The organism is Cupriavidus phytohabitans (assembly GCF_017815025.1).
GTDB lineage: Bacteria > Pseudomonadota > Gammaproteobacteria > Burkholderiales > Burkholderiaceae > Cupriavidus.
Genome location: NZ_JAGIQB010000021.1, coordinates 62,420 through 85,200, shown reverse-complemented (window position 1 = coordinate 85,200; position 22,781 = coordinate 62,420). Strand labels below are relative to the sequence as shown.

Genomic DNA, 22,781 nt, shown 5'->3' with positions numbered 1-22,781 from the left:
GCTGCCATCGTTCAAACCGACCCATCTATCCAGGGAGATTGCTGACGCATGCTTGGTACCCGCGCCGCCCGTCTGCGCAGGGAATGGAACCTGCAGAAGGTCCGCGCACTGGCGCGCTATGTCGCGCGCCGCGCCGGCGAGGACCGGCTGCCGCAGGTCTCCGCGAGCCTGACATTTACCACTGTGCTGGCCGTGGTACCGGTGCTGACGGTCGCGTTCGCGCTGCTGGCCGCGTTCCCGGTGTTCCGCGATTTCCGCAATGCCATCGAGGCGTTCCTGTTCCAGAACCTGATTCCCGGCAACGTCAGCGAATCGATCTCGCGCTACATCGGCCAGTTCGCCAAGAGCGCGCGCGGGCTGACGGCGATGGGCCTGGGCGGGCTGATGGTGACGTCGGTGCTGACCATGCTGACGGTGGAGGACGCGCTCAACGCGATCTGGCGCGTCAAGCAGCGCCGCCCCCTGGCGCAGCGGGTGCTGGTGTTCTGGGCAGTGCTGACCTTCGGGCCGGTGCTGATCGGCGCGAGCCTGTCGATCAGCTCGTACCTGATCTCGATCTCGGCGGGCTACGTCGGCACCATGCCGGTGGGGATCGGCCTGCTGGTCAGCGCGACGCCGGTGGTGCTGTCGGCGCTGGCCTTTGCCTTCCTGTACACTGCGGTGCCCAATGCCTACGTGGAGTGGCGCGATGCCATCGTCGCCGGCGTGGTGGCCGCGATCGCGTTCGAGTTCGCCAAGCGCGGCTTCGGCTATTTCATCACGCATATCCCGGCCTATACGGCGGTCTACGGCACCTTTGCGGCGCTGCCGATCTTCCTGCTGTGGATCTACCTGAGCTGGCTGGTGACGCTGCTGGGCGCGACCATCGCCGCCAACCTGCCGGTGATCCGGCAGGGCTACTGGCGCCGCCGCACCTTTGCCGGCAGCGAGTTCTTCGATGCGCTGGGCGTGCTGCTGCTGCTCTACCGCGCCCGCGACGAGGTGCCGCGCAGCGTGGGGGAGCTCGACCTGGGACGCAAGCTGCGCGTGGAAGCGGATTACCTGGCGGGGCTGCTCGGCAAGCTGAAAACCATGCACCTGGTCGGGCGGCTGCAGCAGGAGCGCGGACAGGCCCACTGGGCCTTGCTGTGCGATCCGTCGCAGGTGACGCTGCGCATGCTGCACGACCGGCTGGTGCTGAACCTGCCGCGACTGTCGCGCACCGCGCTGGCGCAGCACCTGCGTGGCGCGGAGTCGCTCAGGTCGGTGCTGGACAATCCGCGTCTGGATCAGACGCTGGAGGCGGTCTTCAACCAGCACCCATCCGGCCCGCCACCCGCGGCGGACGACGCCGCGCCGCAGCGGCGCACGCTGGAAGTGGTGCCGCCGGGCTGGCACGGGCAGGTATAGCAGCCGACGGTTAGCAGCCGACGGTTAGCGGTCGACGGTTCGCGACCGACGGTCAAGCTGTCTTAGAACGGGATCCTGCCGCGCCAGATATCGGCGTACATGACCCAGTCGCCCATCAGGCTGTAGAGCGGATGGCGGAAGGTCGCCGGCCGGTTTTTCTCGAAGCCGAAATGGCCGACCCAGGCGAAGGCATAGCCGGCGACCACGGCACCCAGCAGCCACCATGCATTGCCGGTCACCACCAGCGCCGCCAGGCACAGCAACGCCACGGTCGAACCGATGAAATGCAGCCGCCGGCAGGTGCGGTTCTGGTGCTCGCTCAGGTAGTAGGGGTAGAAGGCCGCGAAGTTCTCGAACTCTCGCGCTCGGGCGTGGGCCATGGCTGTCTCCGGCAGGTCTTGTTTTGTGCAGTGTAGACCTTCTGCTCCCATGGAAGGAGGATGGCTGCCGGCACGGACGGCCAGCCATCCGGGGCAGCATCAGCCGGCCGCCACCACCTTGCGCGCAAAGCCAGCCAGCGCGTCCAGCACTTCGTCCGGGCGCTCGCCCATCAGCGCATGGCCGCACGGCACCGACACCACGCTGGCCTTCGCCATCTTGCCGGCCAGCGCCTGCGCCGCCCTGGGCGAGGTCATCATGTCCTTGCTGCCGGTGATGAACAGCGCCGGGCAGGCCGCAGCGGCGGCGGCTTCCTCGCCGTGCGCGTAGGCATTGCAGGCGGAGAAGTCGTTGTGGAACACATGTGCCTGCGGGTTGTTGCGCGATACGCGCTCCATCAGCCGCTGGCTGCCGCCGTGCATCCAGGCGCCGGGACCCGGCGACGAGGGCTTGTTGGCCAGGCTCGAATGCGACCAGTCGTTGACCATGGCGATGGCCTCGCTCTCGCGGTTCAGCGACGCATCGAGCAGCGCATCGGAAACCTTCATCGGGTAGGCCGTGGCCAGCAGGGCGATGCCGCGCACCGCCTGCGGATGCCGCGCCGCGCATTCCAGCGCGATCAGCGAACCCATGCTGTGGCCGAACACGAAGGCCGGTGCCTTGACGCCGGCGGCGGCCACCAGCGCCATCACCCAGTCCGCCATGGCTTCGACAGTGGCCAGCGGCGCGCCCTGGCTGCGGTTATGGCCGGGCAGGTCCACCGCCAGCACCGAGAAGCCGTGGTTGGCGAACCAGCGCGTCTGCAGCACCCACACGCTGTGGTCGTTCTGCGCGCCATGGACGAACACGGCGCAGGGCAGGGCGGGATCGAAGGGTTTGCCGCCGGTATAGGCGTAGGCCGGCTGGCCTGCAAGGTTCAGTTCCATCAGGCCTGGCCTCCCTTGCTCATGGTCTTCTCGGCGGACTTCAGGCCGCGCTTGAGGTCGTCGATCAGGTCGTCCGGGTCTTCCAGGCCGATCGACAGGCGGATCGTGCCCTCGGCGATGCCGGCCGACTGCAGCGCCGCCGCATCCATGCGGAAGTGCGTGGTCGAGGCCGGGTGGATCACCAGCGAGCGCGCATCGCCGACGTTGGCCAGGTGCGAAAACAGCGACATGCTTTCGATGAAGCGCTGGCCCGCCAGGCGGTTGCCCTTCAGGTTGAAGCTGAACACCGCGCCGCAGCCGCGCGGGAGCAGGCGCTTGGCCAGCTCGTAGTCGGGGTGCGATTCCAGCTCGGGGTAGGACACCGACTCCACCATCGGGTGCGAAGCCAGGAACTGCACCACCTTGCGGGTATTGTCGACGTGGCGGCTCATGCGCAGCGGCAGCGTCTCCACGCCTTGCAGCAGCTGCCACGCGGCCATCGGGTTCATGCAGGCGCCGAAGTCGCGCAGGCCTTCGCGGCGCGCGCGCAGCAGGAAGGGCGCCACCGTGCTTTCCTCGGTGAACACCATGTTGTGGAAGCCCTCGTAGGGCTCGGACAGCTCGGGGAAGCGGCCCGACTTCTCGAAATCGAAAGTGCCGCCCTCCACCAGTACGCCGCCGATGGTGGTGCCATGGCCGCCCAGGAACTTGGTCGCCGAGTGGTACAGCAGGCCCGCGCCGAGATCGAACGGGCGCAGCAGGTAGGGCGTGGTGAAGGTCGAGTCGACCAGCAGCGGGATGCCGTGGTCCTGGCCGAGCTGCGCCAGCGTGGGGATATCCAGCACGTCGAGCCCCGGGTTGCCCAGCGTCTCGCCGAACAGCAGCCTGGTATTGGGGCGGATCGCGGCGCGCCAGGCGTCGATGTCGCGCGCCTTGACGAAGGTGGTCTCGATGCCGAAGCGGCGCAGCGTGTAGTGCAGCAGGTTGTGCGAGCCGCCGTACAGCGCCGACGACGCCACCACGTGCGAGCCGGCTCCCATCAACGTGGCCACGGCCAGGTGCAGCGCGGCCTGGCCCGAGGCGGTGGCGATCGCGCCGGCGCCGTTCTCCAGCGCGGCGATGCGCTCTTCCAGCACGGCCACGGTCGGGTTGGAGATGCGCGAATAGACGTGGCCCGCTCGCTCCATGTTGAACAGCGACGCCGCGTGCTCGCTGTCGCGGAACACGAAGGAGGTGGTCAGGTGGATGGGGGTGGCGCGCGCCCCCGTGGCGGGGTCGGGCGCGGCGCCGGCGTGCAGCGCCAGCGTATCGAAGCGGGTTCCGGACATGGTCGGTCAGGTGTGGTTATCTCCGGCCAGCATCGTAGCATCGTGCGCACGCCCACGCTGGCTGATCACCCGCAAACCGGCCTCCTGCTTTACTTTGCCGACTGGTTTGGGCTAGGATCGTTCGCACGGGCATCTCTGCCCGCACATCCCGGAACAGATAACGAAGCGACCGGCATCGCCCCGCGATGCGTTCGGCGCAAATCAGCACAGCAAAGTACAAGGCAGTGGAGACCAAAATGAAAGTCAGCGACATCCTGCAGATCAAGGGCAATACGCTCTACACCGTGACGCCTGACACTTCCTTGCTGGTCGCCGTCAACACCATGGCCGAGCGGGATATCGGCTCGCTGGTGGTGATGGAATACGGCGACCTGGTTGGCATGCTGACTTTCCGCGAGATCATCGAGACCCTGGCCCGCAACGGGGGCACCCTTGGCACCACCAGCATCCGCAAGGTGATGGACGATGCCCCGTTGACCTGCACCATGGAAACCGACGTCAATGAAGTTCGCCGGATGATGCTTGAGCGTCACACCCGCTACCTGCCGATCCTCGACAACCGCACGCTGATGGGCGTGATTTCCTTCTACGATGTTGCCAAGGCGGTGGTCGAGGACCAGAGCTTCGAGAACAAGATGCTCAAGGCCTATATCCGCGACTGGCCGGAAGAGCGGGCCTGAACGCCCGGCCTGCGCTCGCCCAGGCGGCGGCGCAGCCCATCCTGCAGCTCCCCCTTCGGAAATTTGTTGCGACTGGCGCCGCGCGGCCGCGTGGTGGTGGCATGATGGCGGCCGGTTTCCGGCTCCGGCAAACTAGCCGGCGTTTCCATTTCCGCGGCGGCCCCAGCGGGCCGACCGGTCATTCATGAGCCAACACAGCCAGTTCCGACTGCTCGGCGCGCGCCGCTTCGCCCCCTTTTTCTGGACCCAGTTCCTGGGGGCGATGAACGACAACGTCTTCAAGGTCGCCTTTACCTCGCTGGTGACCTACCACACCGCGCTGTTCGACGGCGTGGACGCGCGCAGCGCCGCTTTCCTGATCTCGGCCATCTTTATCGCGCCGTTCGTGTTGTTCTCCGCCACCAGCGGGCAGGTCGCCGACAAGATGGAGAAGTCGCGCCTGATCCGGCTGGTGAAGTCGCTGGAAATCGCCATCATGGTGCTGGGCCTGGCGGGTTTTGCCTGGCATAGCGCGCCGCTGCTCTACGCCGGCACGTTCCTGATGGGGCTGCATTCGACGCTGTTCGGGCCGGTCAAGTTCGCCTACCTGCCGCAGCACCTGGATGAAAGCGAACTGGTCGGCGGCAACGGACTGGTCGAGATGGGCACCTTCGTCGCGATCCTGATCGGAACGCTGGTCGGCGGCGAGTTGGCGGGATTGCAGCAGGGCGGCACGGTTGTGGGGCCGCTGTATGTAGGCGCCGTCTGCGTGGCGATCGCCGTGGCCGGGCGCTTGGTGTCGGGCGGGATCCCGGTGTCGCCGGCGCCGCAGCCCGAGCTGCGCATCAACTGGAACCCGTTTTCCGAGACCTGGCGCAACCTGGTGCTGGCGCGCGGCAATCGCACGGTATTCCTGAGCCTGCTCGGGATTTCGTGGCTGTGGTTCCTCGGCGCGACCTTCCTGACCTCGTTCTTCAGCTATGCCAAGGATGTGCTGGGCGGCGACCAGAACGTGGTCACGCTGCTGCTGGCGGTGTTCTCGCTGGGCATTGGCACCGGCTCGCTGCTGTGCGAGCGGCTGTCCGGGCGCCATGTCGAGATCGGACTGGTGCCGTTCGGCTCGATCGGCATGACGGTGTTTGCCATCGACCTGTACTTTGCCAGCCACGGACAGCCGCCGGCCGCGCTCACCGGCATCGACGGCTTCCTGGCCGAGGCGCGGCACTGGCGCGTGCTGGCCGACCTGTTCCTGCTGGCGATGTTCGGCGGCTTCTACAGCGTGCCGCTGTACGCGCTGATCCAGAGCCGCAGCGCGCCTACGCACCGCGCGCGCATCATCGCCGCCAACAACATCCTGAACAGCTTCTTCATGATCGCGGCGTCGCTGCTGGGCGTGGCGATGGCGCTGGCCGGCTACAGCATCCCGCAGCTGTACCTGGTGGTGGGGCTGCTCAATGCGGTGGTGGCGGTCTATATCTACTCGCTGGTGCCGGAATTCCTGCTGCGCTTTATCGCCTGGGGCCTGGTGCATACGTTGTACCGGCTGCGCCGCGTGAACGCCGAGCGCATTCCAGCCGATGGGCCCGCCGTGCTGGTCTGCAACCATGTCAGCTTTGCCGACGCGGTGGTGCTGATGGCATGCAGCCCGCGCCCGGTGCGCTTCGTGATGGACTACCGCATCTTCGGCGTGCCTCTGCTGTCGTGGTTCTTCCGCCAGGCCCGCGCGATCCCGATCGCGCCCGCGCACGAAAACCCCGACATGCTCAAGCGCGCGTATGACAGCGTGGCGCAGGCGCTGGAGGAGGGCGACCTGGTCTGCATCTTCCCGGAGGGCAAGATCACCGCCACCGGCGAGATCAACCCGTTCCGCCAGGGCGTGCAGCAGATCATCCGCCGCACGCCGGTGCCGGTGGTGCCGATGGCGCTGCGCGGGCTGTGGGGCAGCTTCTTCTCGCGCAAGGACGCGCCGGCGATGTCGCGGCCGTTCCGCCGCGGCATCCTGAGCCGGCTGGAACTGGTAGTGGGCGAGCCGGTGCCGCCGGAGGCGGCCACGCCCGAAGGGCTGCAGCAGATGGTGCAGGCCCTGCGCGGCGACTGGCGCTGAACGCATGTTCTTCTCCGCGGAGCCCGAGCCACGATGATCACGCTCTATACCTTCGGCCCGGCCTTTGGGCTGCCTGACGCCAGCCCGTTCGTCACCAAGGCCGAGATGCTGCTCAAGCTTGCCGGCCTGCCGTACCACGCCCGCCGCGGCAGCCTGCGGCGCGCGCCCAAGGGCAAGCTGCCGTACCTGGATGACATGGGCCGCATCGTGGCGGACTCGACCATGATCCGCTGGCATATCGAGAAGACTTACCACATCGACTTCGACGCCGGCCTGAGCCCGGCCGAGCGCGGCATCGCCTGGGCCGCCGAGAAGCTGATGGAAGACCACCTGTACTGGGCGGTGGCGCGGGTGCGCTGGCTCGACCAGGCCAATTTCGACCGCGGCCCGGCGCAGTTCTTTCGCGGCGTGCCGGCTCCGGTGCGCGGGCTGGCCGAGCGGCTGGTGCGCTACAAGGTCAGGAAGACGCTGTGGGGGCAGGGCCTGGGCCGGCACAGCGAGGAAGAACTGGTCGCGCTGGCCACCAAGGGCGTGACCTCCATCGCCGATATCCTGGGCGAAAAGCGCTACCTGATGGGCGACAAGCCATGCGGCGCCGACGCCACGCTGTTCGCCTTTGCCGGCAGCCTGCTGTGCCCGGTGTTCGACACGCCGATCCGCACCGCGGCGGAAGGGCATGCCAACCTGGTGGCCTATATGGACCGGATGCGGGCGGAGTTCTACCCCGAGTTCGCTCCGGAAAGCGCGCCAGCCTGAGCCAGCCGGGCCGCCCGCGGGCGGGCAATGGCCTTACAATGGAGGCCGTCCCCAATTCCTGTGCGGTTTCCATCATGTCCGGCAACACCCTTGGCCTGCTCTTCACTGTCACCACCTTCGGCGAATCGCACGGCCCCGCCATCGGCGCGGTGGTGGATGGCTGCCCGCCGGGCATGGCGCTGAGCGAAGCCGATATCCAGGGCGACCTGGACCGCCGCAAGCCCGGCACCTCGCGCCATGTCACCCAGCGCAAGGAACCCGACCAGGTGGAGATCCTGTCCGGCGTGTTCGAAGGCAAGACCACCGGCACGCCGATCTGCCTGCTGATCCGCAATACCGACCAGCGCAGCAAGGACTACGGCAATATCGTCGAGACCTTCCGCCCGGGCCACGCCGACTACACCTACTGGCAGAAGTACGGCATCCGCGACTATCGCGGCGGCGGCCGGTCGTCGGCTCGCCTGACGGCGCCGGTGGTGGCCGCTGCGGCGGTGGCCAAGAAATGGCTGCGCGAGCAGTACGGCACCGAGATCCGGGGCTACATGTCGCAGCTCGGCGAGATCGCGGTGCCGTTCGCCGACTGGTCGCATGTGCCCGAGAATCCGTTCTTCGCGCCCAACGCCGACATCATTCCCGAGCTGGAAACCTATATGGACGCGCTGCGCCGCGACGGCGATTCGGTCGGCGCGCGCATCGAGGTGGTGGCCAGCAACGTGCCGGTCGGACTGGGCGAGCCGCTGTTCGACCGCCTCGACGCCGACATCGCGCACGCGATGATGGGCATCAATGCGGTCAAGGGCGTGGAAATCGGCGCCGGCTTCGACAGCGTGTCCCAGCGCGGCAGCGTGCATGGCGACGAGCTGACCTCCGAGGGCTTCCGCACCAACAATTCGGGCGGCGTGCTGGGCGGCATCTCCACCGGACAGGATGTCACCGTGTCGCTGGCGATCAAGCCGACGTCCTCGATCCGCACGCCGCGCGAGTCGATCGACAAGGCCGGCAATGCCGCCACGGTCGAGACCTTCGGCCGCCACGACCCGTGCGTCGGCATCCGCGCCACGCCGATCGCCGAGGCCATGCTGGCGCTGGTGCTGATGGACCACGCGCTGCGCCACCGCGCGCAATGCGGCGACGTCAGGACCGACACGCCGCAGATTCCGGCGCAGGCACCGGCGCAGGCCAGCCAGACGCGCTGAGTTGACTCCGCTGCCTGGGGCGGGCGGGGCCACTGGCACCGCTCGCCCGGACTACGCCCGCTTCGGGCTTTTCTATCTCGGCTACTACGGCTACGTCGGCGTCATCTCGCCGTACGTGAGCCTGTATTTCGCCGATCGCGGTTTCAATCCCGTGCAGATCGGCGTGCTGATGGCCAGCTTCCAGGTCAGCCGCATCGTCGGACCCTACCTGTGGGGCTGGCTCTCCGACGTGATGCACACGCGCGTGCGCGTCCTGCGCGTGAGCGCGTTCACCTCGCTGCTGGCGTTCCTGATGCTGCCCGGCGTGGGCAGCTACGGCGGCATGATGGCGATGATGCTGACGCTGAGCCTGCTTACCAGCGCGATGTCGCCGCTGGGCGATGCCCTCACCATCTCCACGCTGCGCCGCCATGGCGCCTTCGACCATAGCTATGGCCGCATCCGCATGTTCGGCTCGGTCGGCTTTATCGGCGCGGTGCTGGCCGGCGGGGCGCTGTTCGAGGCGGTCGGCATGCGCGCGTTCCCGTGGGTGGCCAGCGGCTTGCTGGCGATCCTGGCGGGCGTGGTGCTGACCATGCGCGATGCCGCCGACGACGGGCCGCGCCTGCCCGCGCCGCGCGCGCTGCCGCTGCTGCGCCGGCCGGACGTGGCATGGTTCCTGGCGTCGGCCTTCCTGATGATGTTCGCGCACGCCGCGCTGTACGTGTTCTATTCGCTGTGGCTGGAGAAGCTCGGCTACGGCAAGTTCGCCATCGGGGTGATGTGGACCATCGGCGTGGTCGCCGAAATCGTCTTCTTCTATTACCAGGGCCTGTTGTTCGCGCGTTTCGCGCTGCGCACCATCCTGGCGGGCACTTTCGTGCTGGCGGCGGTCCGCTTCGGCCTGACCGGCTACTTCGCGCAGTTTGCCTGGCTGATGGCGCTGGTGCAGGTGCTGCACGCGGCCACCTTCGCCGCGCACCACAGCGCCAGCCTGAAGCGGCTGCAGGCATGGTTTGCCGGCCCGTTGCAGGGGCGCGGGCAGGCGCTGTACACGGGGATTTCCTACGGCGTCGGCGGCACGCTCGGCGGGCTGGTGATGGGCTGGACCTGGAATGCGCTGGCGCCGGAACACACCTTCGGGCTGGCCGCCGTGGCCGCGGCGGCTGGTGCCTTCTGCGCGGCGATGAGCTTCCGCGCGGAAGGTGCGGCAGGCGGCGATGCGCTTCAGGCCAGCGCGGCGCAGACGCGCTCGGCGATCGCCAGCGACGAGGTCAACCCCGGCGACTCGATGCCGAACAGGTGAACCAGCCCCGGCACGCCGTGCACGGCGGGGCCGTCGATGCGGAAATCCGCCGCCACTTCGCGCGGGCCGCTGATCTTGGGGCGGATGCCCGCATAGCCCGGCTGCAGCGAGTTATCGGCCAGTCCCGGCCAGTAGCGCCGCACTTCGTCATAGAAGCTGTCGGCATCGGACGGGTCGACGCTGTACTCGATGTCGTCGATCCAGCGCACATTGGGGCCGAAGCGTGCCTGGCCACCCAGGTCCAGCGTCAGGTGCACGCCCAGGCCAGCGGCCTCGGGCACCGGATAGATCAGCCGCGAGAACGGGGCGCGCCCGGCCAGCGTGAAATAGCAGCCCTTGGCATAGTACTGCGGCGGGATATGGGCCTCGGGCATGCCATCGAGGCGGCGCGCCAGTTCCGGCGCGGTCAGGCCGGCCGAGTTCACCACCGTGCGCGCCAGCAGCGTGGTGGCGCCGCCATCCTCGCTGCCCACTTCCAGCCGAATCCCGTCCGCCGTGACCGCGCCGCCCAGCACCGGCGACTGCACGGCCAGCATCGCACCTGCGTTCTCGGCATCGCCCAGCAGCGCGGTCATCAGGCCGTGGCTGTCGACAATGCCGGTGGAGGGCGACAGCAGTGCGGCATGGCATTGCAGCTGCGGTTCCAGTGCCTGCGCTTCGTCGCGCGAGAGCAGCCGCAGGTCGCCGACGCCGTTGGCCGCGGCCTTGGCGCGGATGCCGTCGAGCGTGGCCACTTGCGCCTCGCTGGTGGCGACGATCAGCTTGCCGCAGCGCTGGTGCTCGACGTGGTGCGTGGCGCAGTAGTCGTACAGCATGGCCTTGCCGCGCACGCACAACTCTGCCTTCAGCGAACCGGCGGGGTAGTAGATGCCGGCGTGGATGACTTCGCTGTTGCGAGCGCTGGTGATGGTGCCGAAGGCGTTCTCGGCTTCCAGGATGATCACCTCGCGGCCTTGCAGGGCGAGGGCGCGCGCGGCCGCCAGTCCTACGACACCAGCGCCGATGACGACGCAGTCCACCTTTTCCATGCTCGTTTCCTTGTTGCTGTGGTTTGTTGCAGTGCTGGTTATGCAGTGCTGGTCGATGTGTGGCGGGATTCAGCCCGCCAGGCCCAGCCGCGCGGCCGCTGCGGACAGGTGCCGTTGCGCGGCCTCGCGCGCCGCGGGGGCATTGCCGGCGGCGATGGCGTCGGCCAGCGCCGTGTGTTCGGTGTCGGCGGCACGCGGAGCGCCGGTAGCGGCGCCGAGCCGCGCGGTGTTCTCCCAGGCCCGCTGCCGTGCCGCCAGCATCTGCTGGCTGACGAAATCGGTGAGGCCGGTGAAGCAGGGGTTGTGCGCGGCTTCGGCGATGGCGTGGTGGAAGGCCATGTCGGCCGCGGCCGACATGGCCATGTCGCCATGGCCGTCGGCCTGTGCCTGCATGGTCGCGAGTGCGGCGCGGATCGCGTCGACGTCGGCCGTGGTGCGGCGCTCGGCCGCCATCTCGGCGCAGGCGGTTTCGACCACGCGGCGCAACTCGAAAAGCTGCGCCAGCGTGGGCCCGCCATCCGGCGCGCTCGCCACGCGCCAGGCCTGGCCGCCCGGGGTTTCCGAAACAAAGGCGCCAGAGCCCTTGCGCGTGACCAGTACGCCATCGGCCTTGAGTTGGGCAATAGCCTCGCGCACGATCGGCCGGCTCACGCCGAAGGTGTCGGCCAGGCTTGCTTCGGCGGGCAGGCGTGCGCCCGCGGCGTAGCGGCCGGCGAGGATGGCGTCGTGCAAGGACTGGGCAATGCGGCTGGCTAGCGAGGCCGGGCGGTGCAGGGTCATGGCTGGATATGTCAGGCTGTCAGACAGCTTTATGCGATTGTGGTGCCGAAGTTGTCGCGCGTCAAGCCTTCCGCAGAGGGCGGGTGCTACATATGACGGCCTAGGCCCATCGGCATCCGCTCAACTTCTGCTGCTTTTTGGCCGATAAAACCCTGATACAGGTGGCGGATACTGCCCGGCAGCTCCGCCGTGGGTTTGCCATGCCCCACGCGCGGCGACAAACGCGGGGGCCCTTTGCAAACAGCCATGATCCAGCTCACTCCCAACGATCTTCCGGTCGGACACCCGCTGCCCTGGTCGCTGCTTGACGGCGAAGGCAACCTGGTGCTCGGCAGCGGCAGCATCATCCCCGATGCGCGCGACCTCGCGCTGGTGTTCCGCCATGGCGTGGTCTGCCGCGCCGGCAATAGCGATGACACCGACGACACAGACGATGCCGGCACGCGCACGGCGCCCGGGCCGTTCGGCCTGCAGGTCGGCACGCTGCTCCACGTCAAGCATGAAGGCGACTCCGCACGCGCCGCCGCGAGCCGCCTGATCGGCTTTATCGATCAGGGGCTGTTCGTGACCTGGCCGCAACTGGGCGGGTGCGACTTGCCGCTGCAGGCGGGCGCCACCGTGCTGCTGCGCGGCTTTTCGGGCCAGGCGATCCACAGCTTTACCTCGACCATCACCGCGGTCTGCCGCAGTCCGTTCCGCTACCTGGTGCTGTCGGCGCCGACCAACCTGCACGCAACCCCGGTCCGCAAGGCGGCGCGCGTGCCGACGCGGCTGGCGGCATACCTGACCCGGCCCCCGGAGGACGACGATGGCGATCATGCCGTGGCCGTGGCCGTCGCGGTTCGGGCGGGTGCGGCCCGGCTGGCGCTGCTGTCCGACCTCAGCACCGGTGGTGCGCTGGTGCAGACCACCGCGCCTTCGCCCGCCCCGGGCAGCCGCGTGCGGCTGCGCTTCCAGCTGCGGGCCGCCTCATTCGACAGCGAAGTCATGGTCGACGGCTGGGTCCGGGTGGCGCCGGGTGCAGCGAGCCAGGACGATACCGATTTCCCGGCCTTCGGTGTGGCCTTCGACGTGCTGGCAGAGCGCGAGATGACGCTGCTGCAGTGCTACATCTACGAACAGCTGCTGTCCACGACGCGACTGCCGCTGTAGCCGGCGGCCGCAAGAAATAAAAAACGGCACCGGGGAAACCGGTGCCGTTCCATGCGCCAGGCGCTTGCGCGCCCGGGGGCCTTACATGCCGACGTAGTTCGGACCGCCGCCGCCTTCCGGCGTGACCCACACGATGTTCTGTGTCGGATCCTTGATATCGCAGGTCTTGCAGTGCACGCAGTTCTGCGCGTTGATCTGCAGCCGTTCCTTGCCCGAGGTCTCGTCCTGCACGAACTCGTACACACCCGCCGGGCAGTAGCGCGACTCGGGGCCGGCGTACTTGTCCCAGTTGATGCTGACCGGCACGCTGGCGTCCTTCAGCGTCAGGTGCGCCGGCTGGTTTTCCTCGTGGTTGGTGTTGCTGATGAACACCGAGCTGAGGCGGTCGAAGGTCAGCTTGCCGTCCGGCTTCGGGTAGACGATCTTCTCGCACTCGGCCGCCGGCTTCAGGTACACATGGTCCGGCTTGACGCGGTGGATGGTCCAGGGCGGGTTGCGGATGCCCAGCTTGGGCAGCAGCCATTGCTCGATGCCGGTCATCAGCGTCGCGGTGGTGCGGCCCTTCTTGAACCACTGCTTGAAGTTCTTGGCCTGCAGCAGCTCCTTGTACAGCCAGCTTTGCTCGAACGCGGCGGGGTAGGCGGTCAGCTCGTCGTGCTGGCGGCCGCCCTGCAGCGCGTCATAGGCGGCCTCGGCGGCCAGCATGCCGGTCTTGATCGCGGCGTGGCTGCCCTTGATGCGCGAGGCGTTCAGGTAGCCGGCATCGCAGCCGACCAGCGCGCCGCCCGGGAACACGGTCTTGGGCAGCGACAGCAGGCCGCCGGCGGTGATGGCGCGCGCGCCGTACGACAGGCGCTTGCCGCCCTCGAAGTACTGGCGGATTTCCGGGTGCGTCTTGAAGCGCTGGAATTCCTCGAACGGCGACAGCCAAGGGTTGGTGTAGTCCAGGCCGACCACAAAGCCGACCGCGACCTTGTTGTCTTCCATGTGGTACAGGAACGAGCCGCCATAGGTGGCCGGGTCCAGCGGCCAGCCGGCGGTGTGCACCACCAGGCCGGGCTTGTGCTTGGCCGGGTCGATTTCCCACAGTTCCTTCAGGCCGATGCCGTAGCTCTGCGGATCCTTGCCGGCATCCAGGCCGAACTTGTCGATCAGCTGCCTGCCCAGGTGGCCGCGCGCGCCTTCGGCGAAGATGGTGTACTTGGCATGCAGTTCCATGCCGAGCTGGAAGTTGTCGGTGGGCTCGCCTTCCTTGCTGATGCCCATGTTGCCGGTGGCCACGCCCTTGACCGAGCCGTCTTCGTTGTACAGCACCTCGGCGGCGGGGAAGCCCGGGAAGATCTCGACGCCCAGCGCCTCGGCCTGCTGGCCCAGCCAGCGCACGAAGTTCGACAGGCTGACGATGTAGTTGCCGTGGTTGTGGAAGCACTCGGGCAGCAGCGCGGGCGGCGTGCCCTTCGAGCCCGACTCGTTCAGGAACAGGAACTTGTCTTCGGTGACCGGCTGGTTCAGCGGCGCGCCCAGCTCTTGCCAGTTCGGGATCAGCTCGTTGAGGGCGCGCGGATCCATGATGGCGCCCGACAGGATATGCGCGCCGGGTTCGGAACCCTTTTCCAGCACGCATACGTTGACGTCGCTGCCTTTCTCCTGCGCGAGTTGCTTCAGGCGGATGGCCGTGGCCAGGCCGGCGGGGCCGCCGCCAACGACGACCACGTCGTATTCCATGGCTTCACGCGGGCCGAACTGCTCCAGGAGCTGTTGCTGATCCATTGTCTCTAACCCTCTATTTCTTTGCTGCTAGCTATGCAATTGTGGGAAGTGCGGTGACCGTTCTGCTCGAACTTGCGCCGGCGGGGCATGGCAAGGGATTTTGACGGCTGTTTGCGGCCGATAGCCGGCCGGATCGCTCGTTTTCCCTCTTTCGCTTTGCAGGCCAAGTTCTTAGAATCTCCGGCATTGTCCGGGACTCGCCACCCACAGGCAAGGATTTTTTTGGAACGGTCGTTCTTTTTTTCGATATGCTGCCTTCCGCACCCGAAGAGGCTGGAAGGGCGCCCGCACAAGAGGTCATCATGGGTTTGTCGATCAATCTGGAAGGCAAGGTAGCGCTGGTCACCGGCGCCTCGAGCGGGCTCGGCTCGCGTTTCGCTACGGTGCTGGCCGCCGCCGGGGCCAAGGTTGTGCTGGCCTCGCGCCGCACCGAGCGGCTCAAGGAACTGCGCGCGGCGATCGAGGCCGAGGGTGGCAGCGCGCACGTGGTGCGGCTGGACGTCACCGATCCGGACAGTATCCGCGCCGCCGTGGCGCATGCGGAAACCGAAGCCGGCTCGATCGACATCCTGGTCAACAATTCGGGCGTGTCGACGACGCAGAAGCTGACCGATGTGACCCCGGACGATTTCGATTTTGTCTTCGACACCAATACGCGCGGCGCCTTCTTCGTCGCGCAGGAAGTCGCCAAGCGCATGATTGCCCGGGCCAAGGGCGCCGAGAAGAACGGCAGTCCGCTGCCGCAGGCGCGCATCGTCAATGTCGCGTCGGTGGCCGGCCTGAAGGTGCTGTCGCAAATCGGCATCTATTGCATGAGCAAGGCGTCGGTGGTGCACATGACCAAGGCCATGGCGCTTGAATGGGCGCGCCACGGCATCAATACCAATGCGATCTGTCCCGGCTATATCGATACCGAGATCAACCACCACCACTGGGATTCGGACGCCGGCCAGAAACTGATCCAGATGCTGCCGCGCAAGCGCCTGGGCAAGCCCGACGATCTCGACGGCCTGCTGTTGCTGCTGGCGTCCGACCAGTCGCAATTCATCAACGGCGCCGTGATCACCGCCGACGACGGCATGGTCTGAGCCCGGCCGCCGGCGCCGCGCCGCCCGCTTTCCACCGCTCCCGCCCGCGCGCCACAAGCGTGCGGCGGAGCATCGCCAATGGCCACCCCAGGGCTTATCCGGTCCCCTTGGGGCGGGCTTTCGAGCGCGGCTTCCAGTTTCCGATAAAAGAAAGTTGATGCGCGGTGTGCCAGTCTTGGCATAATCCGCCATGTCTTTAGACTAAGTCTTTACATACAAGTAAAAAATGCCGCAGTGGCCGCCTGGCCCAAGCGGCCCTGGACCGGAGGCCGGGGAGATGGAGCAACAAGAAGAAGCACGGCGCAATGCCGTGCCGCAACACGTCGTCGATTCCGCGGTGATCCCGCAGGCGGCAGACGAAGCGCAGGACACTGAATTCCGGGTTTCACCCCGCCTCGAGGACTGGATCGGCGTGATCGTGATGCTGCTGCTGGTCGGCATCACCTTCGCCAACGTGGTAGTCCGGTATTTCACCGACGAGTCGTTTGCCTGGACCGAGGAATTCTCGGTCTTCCTGATGATCGTGCTGGCGCTGGTCGCCGGCAGCGCGGCGGTGGCGCGCGATCGCAATATCCGCATTGAATTCTTTTTTGAGCGCGGCAGCGCGGCGCGCCAGCGCCGGCTGGCGATCCTGTCGGCACTGGCGGTGGCGGTGATGTTCATCGCGCTGGCGGTGCTGGGCGCGCGCATTACATGGGATGAGTACGCCTTTGGCGAAACCTCGCCCGGCATCGGCGTGCCAAGCTGGTGGTACTCGATCTGGCTGCCGGTGCTGTCGGCCGGCATCTCGCTGCGCGCGCTGGGCCTGCTGGTGCGCAACGTGCGCGCGCTCAAGGCGCTGCATGAAGAGAACAGGGCCGCGAAGGAGCGTGCGCAATGACGCTGGTTGCCATCATCCTGTTCGTGGTCTTTATCGGCCTGATGCTGCTGGGCGTGCCCATCGGCGTGTCGCTGGGGCTGGGTGGGCTGGTCGCGATCGGCCTGTCCAACCTGGATACCCAGATGTTCGGCCTGCTGGCCGTGCCGCAGAACTTCTACGCCGGACTGGCCAAGTACCCGCTGCTGGCGATTCCCATGTTCGTGCTGGTGGGGTCGATCTTCGACCGTTCCGGCGTGGCGCAGCGGCTGGTGACCTTTGCCATTGCCGTGGTCGGGCGCGGACCGGGCATGCTGCCGCTGGTGGCGATCCTGGTGGCGATGTTCCTTGGCGGCATTTCCGGTTCGGGCCCGGCCAATGCGGCCGCGGTCGGCGGGGTGATGATCGCGGCGATGTCGCGTGCCGGCTATCCGGGCTCGTACAGCGCCGCGGTGGTCGGCGCGGCGGCCGCGACCGACATCCTGATCCCGCCGTCGGTGGCCTTCATCATCTACAGCGTGCTGGTGCCCGGGGCGTCGGTGCCGGCGCTGTTCGCCGCGGGCATGATCCCCGGCGTGCTGGCCGGCGTCGCGCTGATCGTGCCGGCGGTGTGGCTGGCGCGCAAGCACAACATGGGCGCCGCCGAAGCCGCGCTGCCGCGCCCGCCGTTCTGGAAGAGCCTGCGCGAAGCGGCATGGGGCCTGGTGGCGCCGTTCCTGATCCTCGGCGGCATGCGCGCGGGCTGGTTCACGCCGACCGAAGCCGCCGTGGTGGCTGTCGTCTATGGCCTCTTCGTCGGCATGGTGGTGTACCGCAGCATCGGCATGCGCGACCTGTTCACGATCTTCCAGGAAGCGGCCGAAACCTCTGCCGTGATCCTGCTCGTGGTGGCGCTGGCCGGCATCTTTGCCTATGCGCTGTCGACGCTGGGCGTGATCGATCCGCTGGCGCAGGCAATCGCCACCTCTGGCCTGGGTGAGTACGGCGTGCTCGCGCTGATCGTGCTGCTGCTGATGACGGTCGGCATGTTCCTGGACGGCATCTCGATCTTCCTGATCTTCGTGCCGCTGCTGCTGCCGATCGCCAATGCCTTCCACTGGAACCCGGTGTGGTTCGGCGTGGTGCTGACGCTGAAAGTGGCGCTTGGCCAGTTCACGCCGCCGCTGGCCGTGAACCTGATGGTGTCGTGCCGGATCGCCCGCGTGCGCATGGAAGAAACCGTGCCCTGGGTGATCTGGATGCTGCTGGCGATGTTCATCGCCATGCTGATGGTGCTGGCCTATCCGCCGCTGGCGACCTGGCTGCCGGAATACCTCGGCTATTGATCGCCGTTGACTTCTTTGCGCATTCACAAACAAGAACTGACACTTTCCCGAGAGGAGATGAAATGAAACGTCGTGCCCTGATGCTCGCAACGGCTGCCGCCATTGCCGCTTCCGCCTTCGCCCCCGCCGGCGCGATGGCCCAGACCTACAAGTCCGAGTACAAGATGTCGCTGGTACTCGGCCCGGCTTTCCCGTGGGGCAAGGGCGGCGAGATCTGGGCTGACCTGGTCAAGCAGCGCACCAATGGCCGCATCAATATCAAGCTGTACCCGGGCACCTCGCTGGTGGCCGGCGACCAGACCCGCGAGTTCTCGGCCATCCGCCAGGGCGTGATCGACATGGCCGTCGGCTCGACCATCAACTGGTCGCCGCAGGTCAAGGAACTTAACCTGTTCTCGCTGCCGTTCCTGATGCCCGACTACAAGGCACTGGATGCGCTGACGCAGGGCGAAGTCGGCAAGTCGATCTTCACCACGCTGGAAAAGGCCGGCGTGGTGCCGCTGGCCTGGGGCGAGAACGGTTTCCGCGAGGTGTCGAACTCCAAGCGCGAGATCCGCAAGCCGGAAGACCTCAAGGGGCTGAAGCTGCGCGTAGTCGGCTCGCCGCTGTACATCGAGACCTTCAACGCGCTGGGCGCCAACCCGACCCAGATGAGCTGGGCCGACGCGCAGCCGGCGATGGCCTCGGGCGCGGTCGACGGCCAGGAGAACCCGCAGTCGGTGTTCGCTGCCGCCAAGCTGTACACGGTCGGCCAGAAGTTCGTCACGGCCTGGGGTTACGTGGCTGACCCGCTGATCTTCGTGGTCAACAAGCAGATCTGGGAAAGCTGGACCCCGGCCGACCGCGAGATCGTCAAGCAGGCCGCCATCGACGCCGGCAAGCAGGAAATCGCGCTGGCCCGCAAGGGCCTGGCCGAGGCCGGCGCGCCCGCCTGGAAGGACATGGAAGCCCACGGCGTCAAGGTCACGCATCTGACGCCGGCCGAGCATGATGCCTTCCGCAAGGCGACCGCCAAGGTCTACGACAAGTGGAAAAAGCAGATCGGCACCGACCTGGTGACCAAGGCCGAAGGCGCGATCGCCAAGCGCTAAGTCATGAAGCAGGCCCGCCAGTGTTGGCGGGCCTGTTGCATTGGAGGTTGTGATGAAACACGTCTATACGGTGGTCATGCCGATCCGCTGGGGCGACATGGATGCGATGGGCCATGTCAACAACACCATCTATTTCCAGTATCTGGAGCAGGCGCGCATCGAGTGGTTCGCGTCGCTGGGGCGCGGCGGCAAGGATGCGCGAGGGCAGGGGCCGGTCATCATCAATGCCCATATGACCTTCCTGAAGCAGCTGCGCTATCCGGGCGATATCGAATGCCGCGTTTATGCGGGGCAACTGGGGCGCACCAGTTTCGAAACGCGCATGGAAATCCGCCGCACCGATCTGCCCGACGTGGTGTGGGCCGAGGGTGGGGCCAAGGTGGTGTGGTGCGATTATGCGTTGGAGAAATCGGTGCCGGTGCCTGCGGAGATTCGGGCGATCATCGAAGGCTGACGCGGCTGGCTGCGCTCAGTGGTTGACCAACCGCTGGACCAGATCCACCGACGTACTCGCCCCGTACTTCTTCATCAGCCGCGCCCGGTAGATGTCCACCGTGCGCGGGCTGATCGCCAGCAGCTTGCCGATCTGCTTGCTGGTCTTGCCTTCCACCAGCTGCGCCGCGATCTCGCGTTCGCGCGCGGTCAGCTCCGCCGTCACCTGCCGCTTCTGCGACAGGTCTTCAAAGGTCCAGATCCCCGCGCCCAGCGGCTGCGCGCGGTCCAGCGCGCGGCCGGTGACATGGCACCAGAACAGCTCGCCGCCAGCGCGCTTCATGATGCGCTCGTCCGAATACATCCCATGCCTGTTCATGATCGGCGCAATGCGGGCGCCGGTGCGCTCGAACTCGTCGACGGTGGGGTAGAGCACCTGGAACGACTGCCCCAACAGGGCCTCGCGCGTGGTGCCGAAGATGCGGCAGACTTCTTCGTTGCAGTCCTCGATCACGCGCTCGCGTGACAGCACCAGGCCCACGGGGGCGAGCTGGAAAGCGGTCTGGTAGTCGATGGCGGGCATCTGCTTATGTATTTTTACGTAATGGCGTTGCCGGCGCGGCTTGCGTATCCTGTCGGTCGGACGAGAGACGGCGGTTGTCGCCGATTGTACCGTTACAATTTCCCTGCGTCGCCCACCGCACAAGCCGGCGGCGGAAGCACGACAGCGAAACCCCGAGGAACTACCGAGGAAGGAGCGAACATGAACAAGGTCTACGCCAGCGCCGCAGAAGCGCTTGCAGGCGTCGTCCGCGACGGCCAGACGATCGCCGTTGGCGGTTTCGGCCTGTGCGGCATTCCCGAGGCACTGATCGGTGCGCTGCGCGACAGCGGCGCCAAACAGCTGACCTGCATCTCCAACAACGCCGGCGTCGATGGCTTCGGCCTGGGGCTGCTGCTGGCCACCCGCCAGATCAAGAAGATGATCTCGTCCTACGTGGGCGAGAACAAGGAATTCGAGCGCCAGTACCTGGCGGGCGAACTCGAGCTGGAATTCACGCCGCAGGGCACGCTGGCAGAGAAGCTGCGTGCCGGCGGCTCCGGCATCCCCGCCTTCTTCACCAAGACCGGTGTCGGCACCGTTGTCGCCGAAGGCAAGGAAATCCGCGAGTTCAACGGCGAGCAATACGTGATGGAGCGTTCGCTGACCGCCGACGTGGCGCTGGTCAAGGCCTGGAAGGCCGACAAGGCCGGCAACCTGGTGTTCCGCCGCACCGCGCGCAACTTCAACCCGATGTGCGCGATGGCGGGCAAGTTCACCGTGGCCGAGGTCGAGCACATCGTCGAGACCGGCGAGCTGGACCCGGACGAGATCCACCTCGCCGGCATCTTCGTGAAGCGCCTGGTGCTGAACACCAACCCCGAGAAACGCATCGAGCAGCGCACCGTGCGCGCGGCCAGCTAAGGAGACACCATCATGGCATGGACACGTGACGAAATGGCCGCGCGCGCCGCGGCCGAGCTGCAGGACGGTTTCTACGTCAACCTGGGCATCGGCCTGCCGACGCTGGTCGCCAACTGGGTGCCCGAGGGCATGGAAGTGTGGCTGCAGTCCGAAAACGGCCTGCTTGGCATCGGCCCGTTCCCGACCGAAGACCAGGTCGACGCCGACATGATCAACGCCGGCAAGCAGACCGTGACGACGCTGCCGGGTTCGTCGATCTTCTCGTCGGCCGACTCGTTCGCGATGATCCGCGGCGGCCACATCAACCTGGCCATCCTGGGCGCAATGCAGGTCAGCGAGAAGGGTGACCTCGCCAACTGGATGATCCCGGGCAAAATGGTCAAGGGCATGGGCGGCGCGATGGACCTGGTCGCCGGTGTCGGCCGCGTGGTGGTGCTGATGGAGCACACCGCCAAGAAGAAGGACGGCACCGAGGACATCAAGATCCTGAAGCAGTGCAACCTGCCGCTGACCGGCGTGGGCGTGGTCAATCGCATCATCACCGACCTGGGCGTGATGGACGTGACTGCCGACGGCCTGAAGCTGGTCGAAACCGCACCGGGCGTCAGCCGCGAGGAAATTCAGGCGAAGACCGGGGCGCCGCTGCTGTAAGCAAGCCTTCGGCCATTGCCTGACGGGCCCTGTAGCGCATTGCGCCACAGGGCTTTTTCATTTTGGCGCTGGGGTAACCGACTACGCCGATCGGCTGTGCGGGCTAGCTCTATCGGCGAATGGCCCGCTCCCGCACAAGTCACTATGCTGGCCGATTCCCAGCAGGCGTGGTCCTGCCAACACAAGTCCTTTCGGAAGGTGCGCGATGCCGGCTTCCCCAACCCGATCCCTGCCACTGGTGTACGCCTGCTCCGGCTGCTCCAGCGTGGCGCAACTGGCCAATGCCTGCGCGGTGCGGCTGGACCGCGGCGGCCGCGCGGAAATGTCGTGCATCAGCGGCGTGGGTGGCGGCGTGCCGGCGCTGACGCGCGTGGCGCAATCGGGCCGGCCGATCCTGGCGCTGGACGGCTGCCCGCTGGCTTGCGTGCAGGCTTGCCTGGCAAACGTGGGCGTGGTGCCGAACCAGCACCTGGTGCTGAACCGGCTGGGTGCGGTCAAGCGCCAGCACGGCGAATGCACCGAGGGCGAGACCGAGGCGGTGTGGCGGGAAGTCGAGGCGGCTCTGGAAAGCCTTGCGGGTGCGTAGGCCAGCGTAAGGCAGGCCGGACGCGCGGCGGCGCATCCGGCAAGGCGGTGCGTCAGGCCGCCGGCTTGTTGTAACGGGTGAACACCGACGCCGCGCCGTCGGCCTTGACCAGCAGCACGTCGAAGGGATCCTTGCGCGGGCCCTGTTCCATACCCGGCGAGCCGACCGGCATGCCCGGCACCGCCAGCCCGACCGCCTTGGGCTTGGCGGCCAGCAGCTTGCGGATATCGGCGGCCGGCACGTGTCCCTCGATCGCATAGCCGCCGATATGGCCGGTATGGCAGGAGCCGAAGCGTTCCGGCATGCCGAAGCGCTTGCGGTATTCGCCGGTATCCTCGACGTCATGCACCGTCACGGCGAAGCCATTGGCGCGCAGGTGCTTGACCCATTCCTCGCAGCACCCGCACAGCGGGCTCTTGTAGACATCGATGGCGAGTGGCCTGGCCTGCGCGAACGCATCGGCCGCGGGCCCCAGCACGCCCACGGCGAGCGTGCCGAGCGCCAGCGCGCCCAGGGTGCCGAGAAAACGTCGTCGTTGCATCGTTGCTCCTTGCGCC

23 protein-coding genes are annotated in these 22,781 nt (G+C 67.1%); 15 read left to right on the top strand and 8 right to left on the bottom strand.

Features of this window, described 5'->3' with window-relative positions; genetic code table 11:
- The first annotated feature begins 48 nt into the window (after positions 1-48).
- Positions 49-1,389, top strand: a complete 1,341-nt coding sequence (locus tag J8I34_RS16560) for a YihY family inner membrane protein (protein WP_209770639.1) — start codon at positions 49-51, stop codon at positions 1,387-1,389.
- Positions 1,390-1,451: 62 nt separating this feature from the next.
- Here the strand turns inward: J8I34_RS16560 and J8I34_RS16555 are convergent, their stop codons facing one another.
- The 3 genes from J8I34_RS16555 to J8I34_RS16545 all read right to left on the bottom strand — a co-directional run bounded on the left by J8I34_RS16555 (position 1,452) and on the right by J8I34_RS16545 (position 4,000).
- Entirely contained in the window at positions 1,452-1,769 is a 318-nt protein-coding gene (locus J8I34_RS16555) for an Mpo1-like protein (RefSeq protein ID WP_209770630.1), read from the bottom strand.
- A 99-nt stretch (positions 1,770-1,868) separates the two neighbouring features.
- Positions 1,869-2,693 carry an alpha/beta fold hydrolase gene (locus J8I34_RS16550; RefSeq protein ID WP_029049704.1) on the bottom strand — a complete coding sequence of 275 codons (825 nt, stop codon included), beginning with the start codon at positions 2,691-2,693 and terminating at the stop codon, positions 1,869-1,871.
- A complete protein-coding gene (locus J8I34_RS16545) occupies positions 2,693-4,000 on the bottom strand; it encodes an O-acetylhomoserine aminocarboxypropyltransferase (RefSeq protein ID WP_029049703.1) in 1,308 nt (435 codons plus the stop codon). Before J8I34_RS16545 ends, J8I34_RS16550 begins: the two co-directional genes overlap by 1 nt.
- Positions 4,001-4,236: 236 nt before the next feature.
- Between J8I34_RS16545 and J8I34_RS16540 the strand changes: the two genes are divergently transcribed.
- The 5 genes from J8I34_RS16540 to J8I34_RS16520 all read left to right on the top strand — a co-directional run bounded on the left by J8I34_RS16540 (position 4,237) and on the right by J8I34_RS16520 (position 10,000).
- Positions 4,237-4,680, top strand: coding sequence for a CBS domain-containing protein (locus J8I34_RS16540; RefSeq protein WP_029049702.1), 444 nt, complete (start codon positions 4,237-4,239; stop codon positions 4,678-4,680).
- A 184-nt stretch (positions 4,681-4,864) separates the two neighbouring features.
- Entirely contained in the window at positions 4,865-6,763 is a 1,899-nt protein-coding gene (locus J8I34_RS16535) for an MFS transporter (RefSeq protein WP_209806460.1), read from the top strand.
- Positions 6,764-6,796: 33 nt separating this feature from the next.
- A complete protein-coding gene (locus J8I34_RS16530; protein WP_029049700.1) occupies positions 6,797-7,519 on the top strand; it encodes a glutathione S-transferase C-terminal domain-containing protein in 723 nt (240 codons plus the stop codon).
- A gap of 74 nt (positions 7,520-7,593) precedes the next feature.
- Positions 7,594-8,715, top strand: a complete 1,122-nt coding sequence (aroC, locus tag J8I34_RS16525) for a chorismate synthase (RefSeq protein WP_209806459.1) — start codon at positions 7,594-7,596, stop codon at positions 8,713-8,715.
- Between the two features lies 1 nt (position 8,716).
- Positions 8,717-10,000, top strand: coding sequence for an MFS transporter (locus J8I34_RS16520; protein ID WP_245175964.1), 1,284 nt, complete (start codon positions 8,717-8,719; stop codon positions 9,998-10,000).
- Here the strand turns inward: J8I34_RS16520 and J8I34_RS16515 are convergent.
- Together J8I34_RS16515 and J8I34_RS16510 are read right to left on the bottom strand one after the other, a co-directional pair.
- Positions 9,922-11,028, bottom strand: coding sequence for an NAD(P)/FAD-dependent oxidoreductase (locus tag J8I34_RS16515; protein ID WP_209770618.1), 1,107 nt, complete (start codon positions 11,026-11,028; stop codon positions 9,922-9,924). The genes J8I34_RS16520 and J8I34_RS16515 overlap by 79 nt on opposite strands.
- 69 nt (positions 11,029-11,097) lie before the next feature.
- On the bottom strand, positions 11,098-11,808 hold the full coding sequence (locus J8I34_RS16510; protein WP_209770616.1) for a FadR/GntR family transcriptional regulator: 711 nt from the start codon (positions 11,806-11,808) through the stop codon (positions 11,098-11,100).
- A 246-nt stretch (positions 11,809-12,054) separates the two neighbouring features.
- Here J8I34_RS16510 and J8I34_RS16505 point away from each other — a divergent pair, with 246 nt between their 5' ends.
- On the top strand, positions 12,055-12,960 hold the full coding sequence (locus J8I34_RS16505; RefSeq protein WP_209806458.1) for a flagellar brake protein: 906 nt from the start codon (positions 12,055-12,057) through the stop codon (positions 12,958-12,960).
- Positions 12,961-13,041: 81 nt separating this feature from the next.
- Here J8I34_RS16505 and J8I34_RS16500 read toward each other — a convergent pair whose 3' ends face one another.
- Entirely contained in the window at positions 13,042-14,730 is a 1,689-nt protein-coding gene (locus tag J8I34_RS16500; RefSeq protein ID WP_209806457.1) for an electron transfer flavoprotein-ubiquinone oxidoreductase, read from the bottom strand.
- A gap of 302 nt (positions 14,731-15,032) precedes the next feature.
- On the opposite strand from J8I34_RS16500, the gene J8I34_RS16495 reads away from it, so the two are divergent.
- The 5 genes from J8I34_RS16495 (at position 15,033) to J8I34_RS16475 (ending at position 19,544) form a co-directional block, all read left to right on the top strand.
- Complete coding sequence (locus J8I34_RS16495) at positions 15,033-15,818, top strand: SDR family oxidoreductase (protein ID WP_029049693.1); 786 nt, start codon at positions 15,033-15,035, stop codon at positions 15,816-15,818.
- Between the two features lie 277 nt (positions 15,819-16,095).
- Positions 16,096-16,698, top strand: a complete 603-nt coding sequence (locus J8I34_RS16490) for a TRAP transporter small permease (RefSeq protein ID WP_209770603.1) — start codon at positions 16,096-16,098, stop codon at positions 16,696-16,698.
- Positions 16,695-17,999: a TRAP transporter large permease gene (locus tag J8I34_RS16485; RefSeq protein WP_207951277.1), complete on the top strand. Its 1,305-nt coding sequence runs from the start codon at positions 16,695-16,697 to the stop codon at positions 17,997-17,999. Before J8I34_RS16490 ends, J8I34_RS16485 begins: the two co-directional genes overlap by 4 nt.
- A gap of 62 nt (positions 18,000-18,061) precedes the next feature.
- On the top strand, positions 18,062-19,090 hold the full coding sequence (locus J8I34_RS16480; protein WP_209770594.1) for a DctP family TRAP transporter solute-binding subunit: 1,029 nt from the start codon (positions 18,062-18,064) through the stop codon (positions 19,088-19,090).
- 52 nt (positions 19,091-19,142) lie between these two features.
- Positions 19,143-19,544: an acyl-CoA thioesterase gene (locus J8I34_RS16475; protein ID WP_029047740.1), complete on the top strand. Its 402-nt coding sequence runs from the start codon at positions 19,143-19,145 to the stop codon at positions 19,542-19,544.
- 15 nt (positions 19,545-19,559) lie between these two features.
- Here the strand turns inward: J8I34_RS16475 and J8I34_RS16470 are convergent, their stop codons facing one another.
- Positions 19,560-20,105, bottom strand: a complete 546-nt coding sequence (locus tag J8I34_RS16470) for a PAS and helix-turn-helix domain-containing protein (protein WP_029047739.1) — start codon at positions 20,103-20,105, stop codon at positions 19,560-19,562.
- 180 nt (positions 20,106-20,285) lie between these two features.
- Here J8I34_RS16470 and J8I34_RS16465 point away from each other — a divergent pair, with 180 nt between their 5' ends.
- The 3 genes from J8I34_RS16465 to J8I34_RS16455 all read left to right on the top strand — a co-directional run bounded on the left by J8I34_RS16465 (position 20,286) and on the right by J8I34_RS16455 (position 22,224).
- Positions 20,286-20,987, top strand: coding sequence for a CoA transferase subunit A (locus J8I34_RS16465; RefSeq protein WP_209806456.1), 702 nt, complete (start codon positions 20,286-20,288; stop codon positions 20,985-20,987).
- 12 nt (positions 20,988-20,999) lie between these two features.
- A complete protein-coding gene (locus J8I34_RS16460) occupies positions 21,000-21,638 on the top strand; it encodes a CoA transferase subunit B (RefSeq protein ID WP_029047737.1) in 639 nt (212 codons plus the stop codon).
- A 205-nt stretch (positions 21,639-21,843) separates the two neighbouring features.
- Entirely contained in the window at positions 21,844-22,224 is a 381-nt protein-coding gene (locus J8I34_RS16455; protein ID WP_029047736.1) for a putative zinc-binding protein, read from the top strand.
- A gap of 52 nt (positions 22,225-22,276) precedes the next feature.
- Here the strand turns inward: J8I34_RS16455 and J8I34_RS16450 are convergent, their stop codons facing one another.
- Positions 22,277-22,765 (bottom strand): DUF411 domain-containing protein, encoded by a 489-nt coding sequence (locus J8I34_RS16450; RefSeq protein WP_029047735.1) that lies wholly within the window; start codon positions 22,763-22,765, stop codon positions 22,277-22,279.
- Positions 22,766-22,781 lie beyond the last annotated feature (16 nt).

Excerpts from the sequence above, each read along its gene's own strand:
- J8I34_RS16560 (WP_209770639.1), top strand. The coding sequence starts at position 49 with ATGCTTGGTACCCGCGCCGCCCGTCTGCGCAGGGAATGGAACCTGCAG.
- J8I34_RS16555 (WP_209770630.1), bottom strand. The coding sequence starts at position 1,769 with ATGGCCCACGCCCGAGCGCGAGAGTTCGAGAACTTCGCGGCCTTCTAC.
- J8I34_RS16550 (WP_029049704.1), bottom strand. The coding sequence starts at position 2,693 with ATGGAACTGAACCTTGCAGGCCAGCCGGCCTACGCCTATACCGGCGGC.
- J8I34_RS16545 (WP_029049703.1), bottom strand. The coding sequence starts at position 4,000 with ATGTCCGGAACCCGCTTCGATACGCTGGCGCTGCACGCCGGCGCCGCG.
- J8I34_RS16540 (WP_029049702.1), top strand. The coding sequence starts at position 4,237 with ATGAAAGTCAGCGACATCCTGCAGATCAAGGGCAATACGCTCTACACC.
- J8I34_RS16535 (WP_209806460.1), top strand. The coding sequence starts at position 4,865 with ATGAGCCAACACAGCCAGTTCCGACTGCTCGGCGCGCGCCGCTTCGCC.
- J8I34_RS16530 (WP_029049700.1), top strand. The coding sequence starts at position 6,797 with ATGATCACGCTCTATACCTTCGGCCCGGCCTTTGGGCTGCCTGACGCC.
- aroC (WP_209806459.1), top strand. The coding sequence starts at position 7,594 with ATGTCCGGCAACACCCTTGGCCTGCTCTTCACTGTCACCACCTTCGGC.
- J8I34_RS16515 (WP_209770618.1), bottom strand. The coding sequence starts at position 11,028 with ATGGAAAAGGTGGACTGCGTCGTCATCGGCGCTGGTGTCGTAGGACTG.
- J8I34_RS16510 (WP_209770616.1), bottom strand. The coding sequence starts at position 11,808 with ATGACCCTGCACCGCCCGGCCTCGCTAGCCAGCCGCATTGCCCAGTCC.
- J8I34_RS16505 (WP_209806458.1), top strand. The coding sequence starts at position 12,055 with ATGATCCAGCTCACTCCCAACGATCTTCCGGTCGGACACCCGCTGCCC.
- J8I34_RS16500 (WP_209806457.1), bottom strand. The coding sequence starts at position 14,730 with ATGGATCAGCAACAGCTCCTGGAGCAGTTCGGCCCGCGTGAAGCCATG.
- J8I34_RS16495 (WP_029049693.1), top strand. The coding sequence starts at position 15,033 with ATGGGTTTGTCGATCAATCTGGAAGGCAAGGTAGCGCTGGTCACCGGC.
- J8I34_RS16490 (WP_209770603.1), top strand. The coding sequence starts at position 16,096 with ATGGAGCAACAAGAAGAAGCACGGCGCAATGCCGTGCCGCAACACGTC.
- J8I34_RS16485 (WP_207951277.1), top strand. The coding sequence starts at position 16,695 with ATGACGCTGGTTGCCATCATCCTGTTCGTGGTCTTTATCGGCCTGATG.
- J8I34_RS16480 (WP_209770594.1), top strand. The coding sequence starts at position 18,062 with ATGAAACGTCGTGCCCTGATGCTCGCAACGGCTGCCGCCATTGCCGCT.
- J8I34_RS16475 (WP_029047740.1), top strand. The coding sequence starts at position 19,143 with ATGAAACACGTCTATACGGTGGTCATGCCGATCCGCTGGGGCGACATG.
- J8I34_RS16470 (WP_029047739.1), bottom strand. The coding sequence starts at position 20,105 with ATGCCCGCCATCGACTACCAGACCGCTTTCCAGCTCGCCCCCGTGGGC.
- J8I34_RS16465 (WP_209806456.1), top strand. The coding sequence starts at position 20,286 with ATGAACAAGGTCTACGCCAGCGCCGCAGAAGCGCTTGCAGGCGTCGTC.
- J8I34_RS16460 (WP_029047737.1), top strand. The coding sequence starts at position 21,000 with ATGGCATGGACACGTGACGAAATGGCCGCGCGCGCCGCGGCCGAGCTG.
- J8I34_RS16455 (WP_029047736.1), top strand. The coding sequence starts at position 21,844 with ATGCCGGCTTCCCCAACCCGATCCCTGCCACTGGTGTACGCCTGCTCC.
- J8I34_RS16450 (WP_029047735.1), bottom strand. The coding sequence starts at position 22,765 with ATGCAACGACGACGTTTTCTCGGCACCCTGGGCGCGCTGGCGCTCGGC.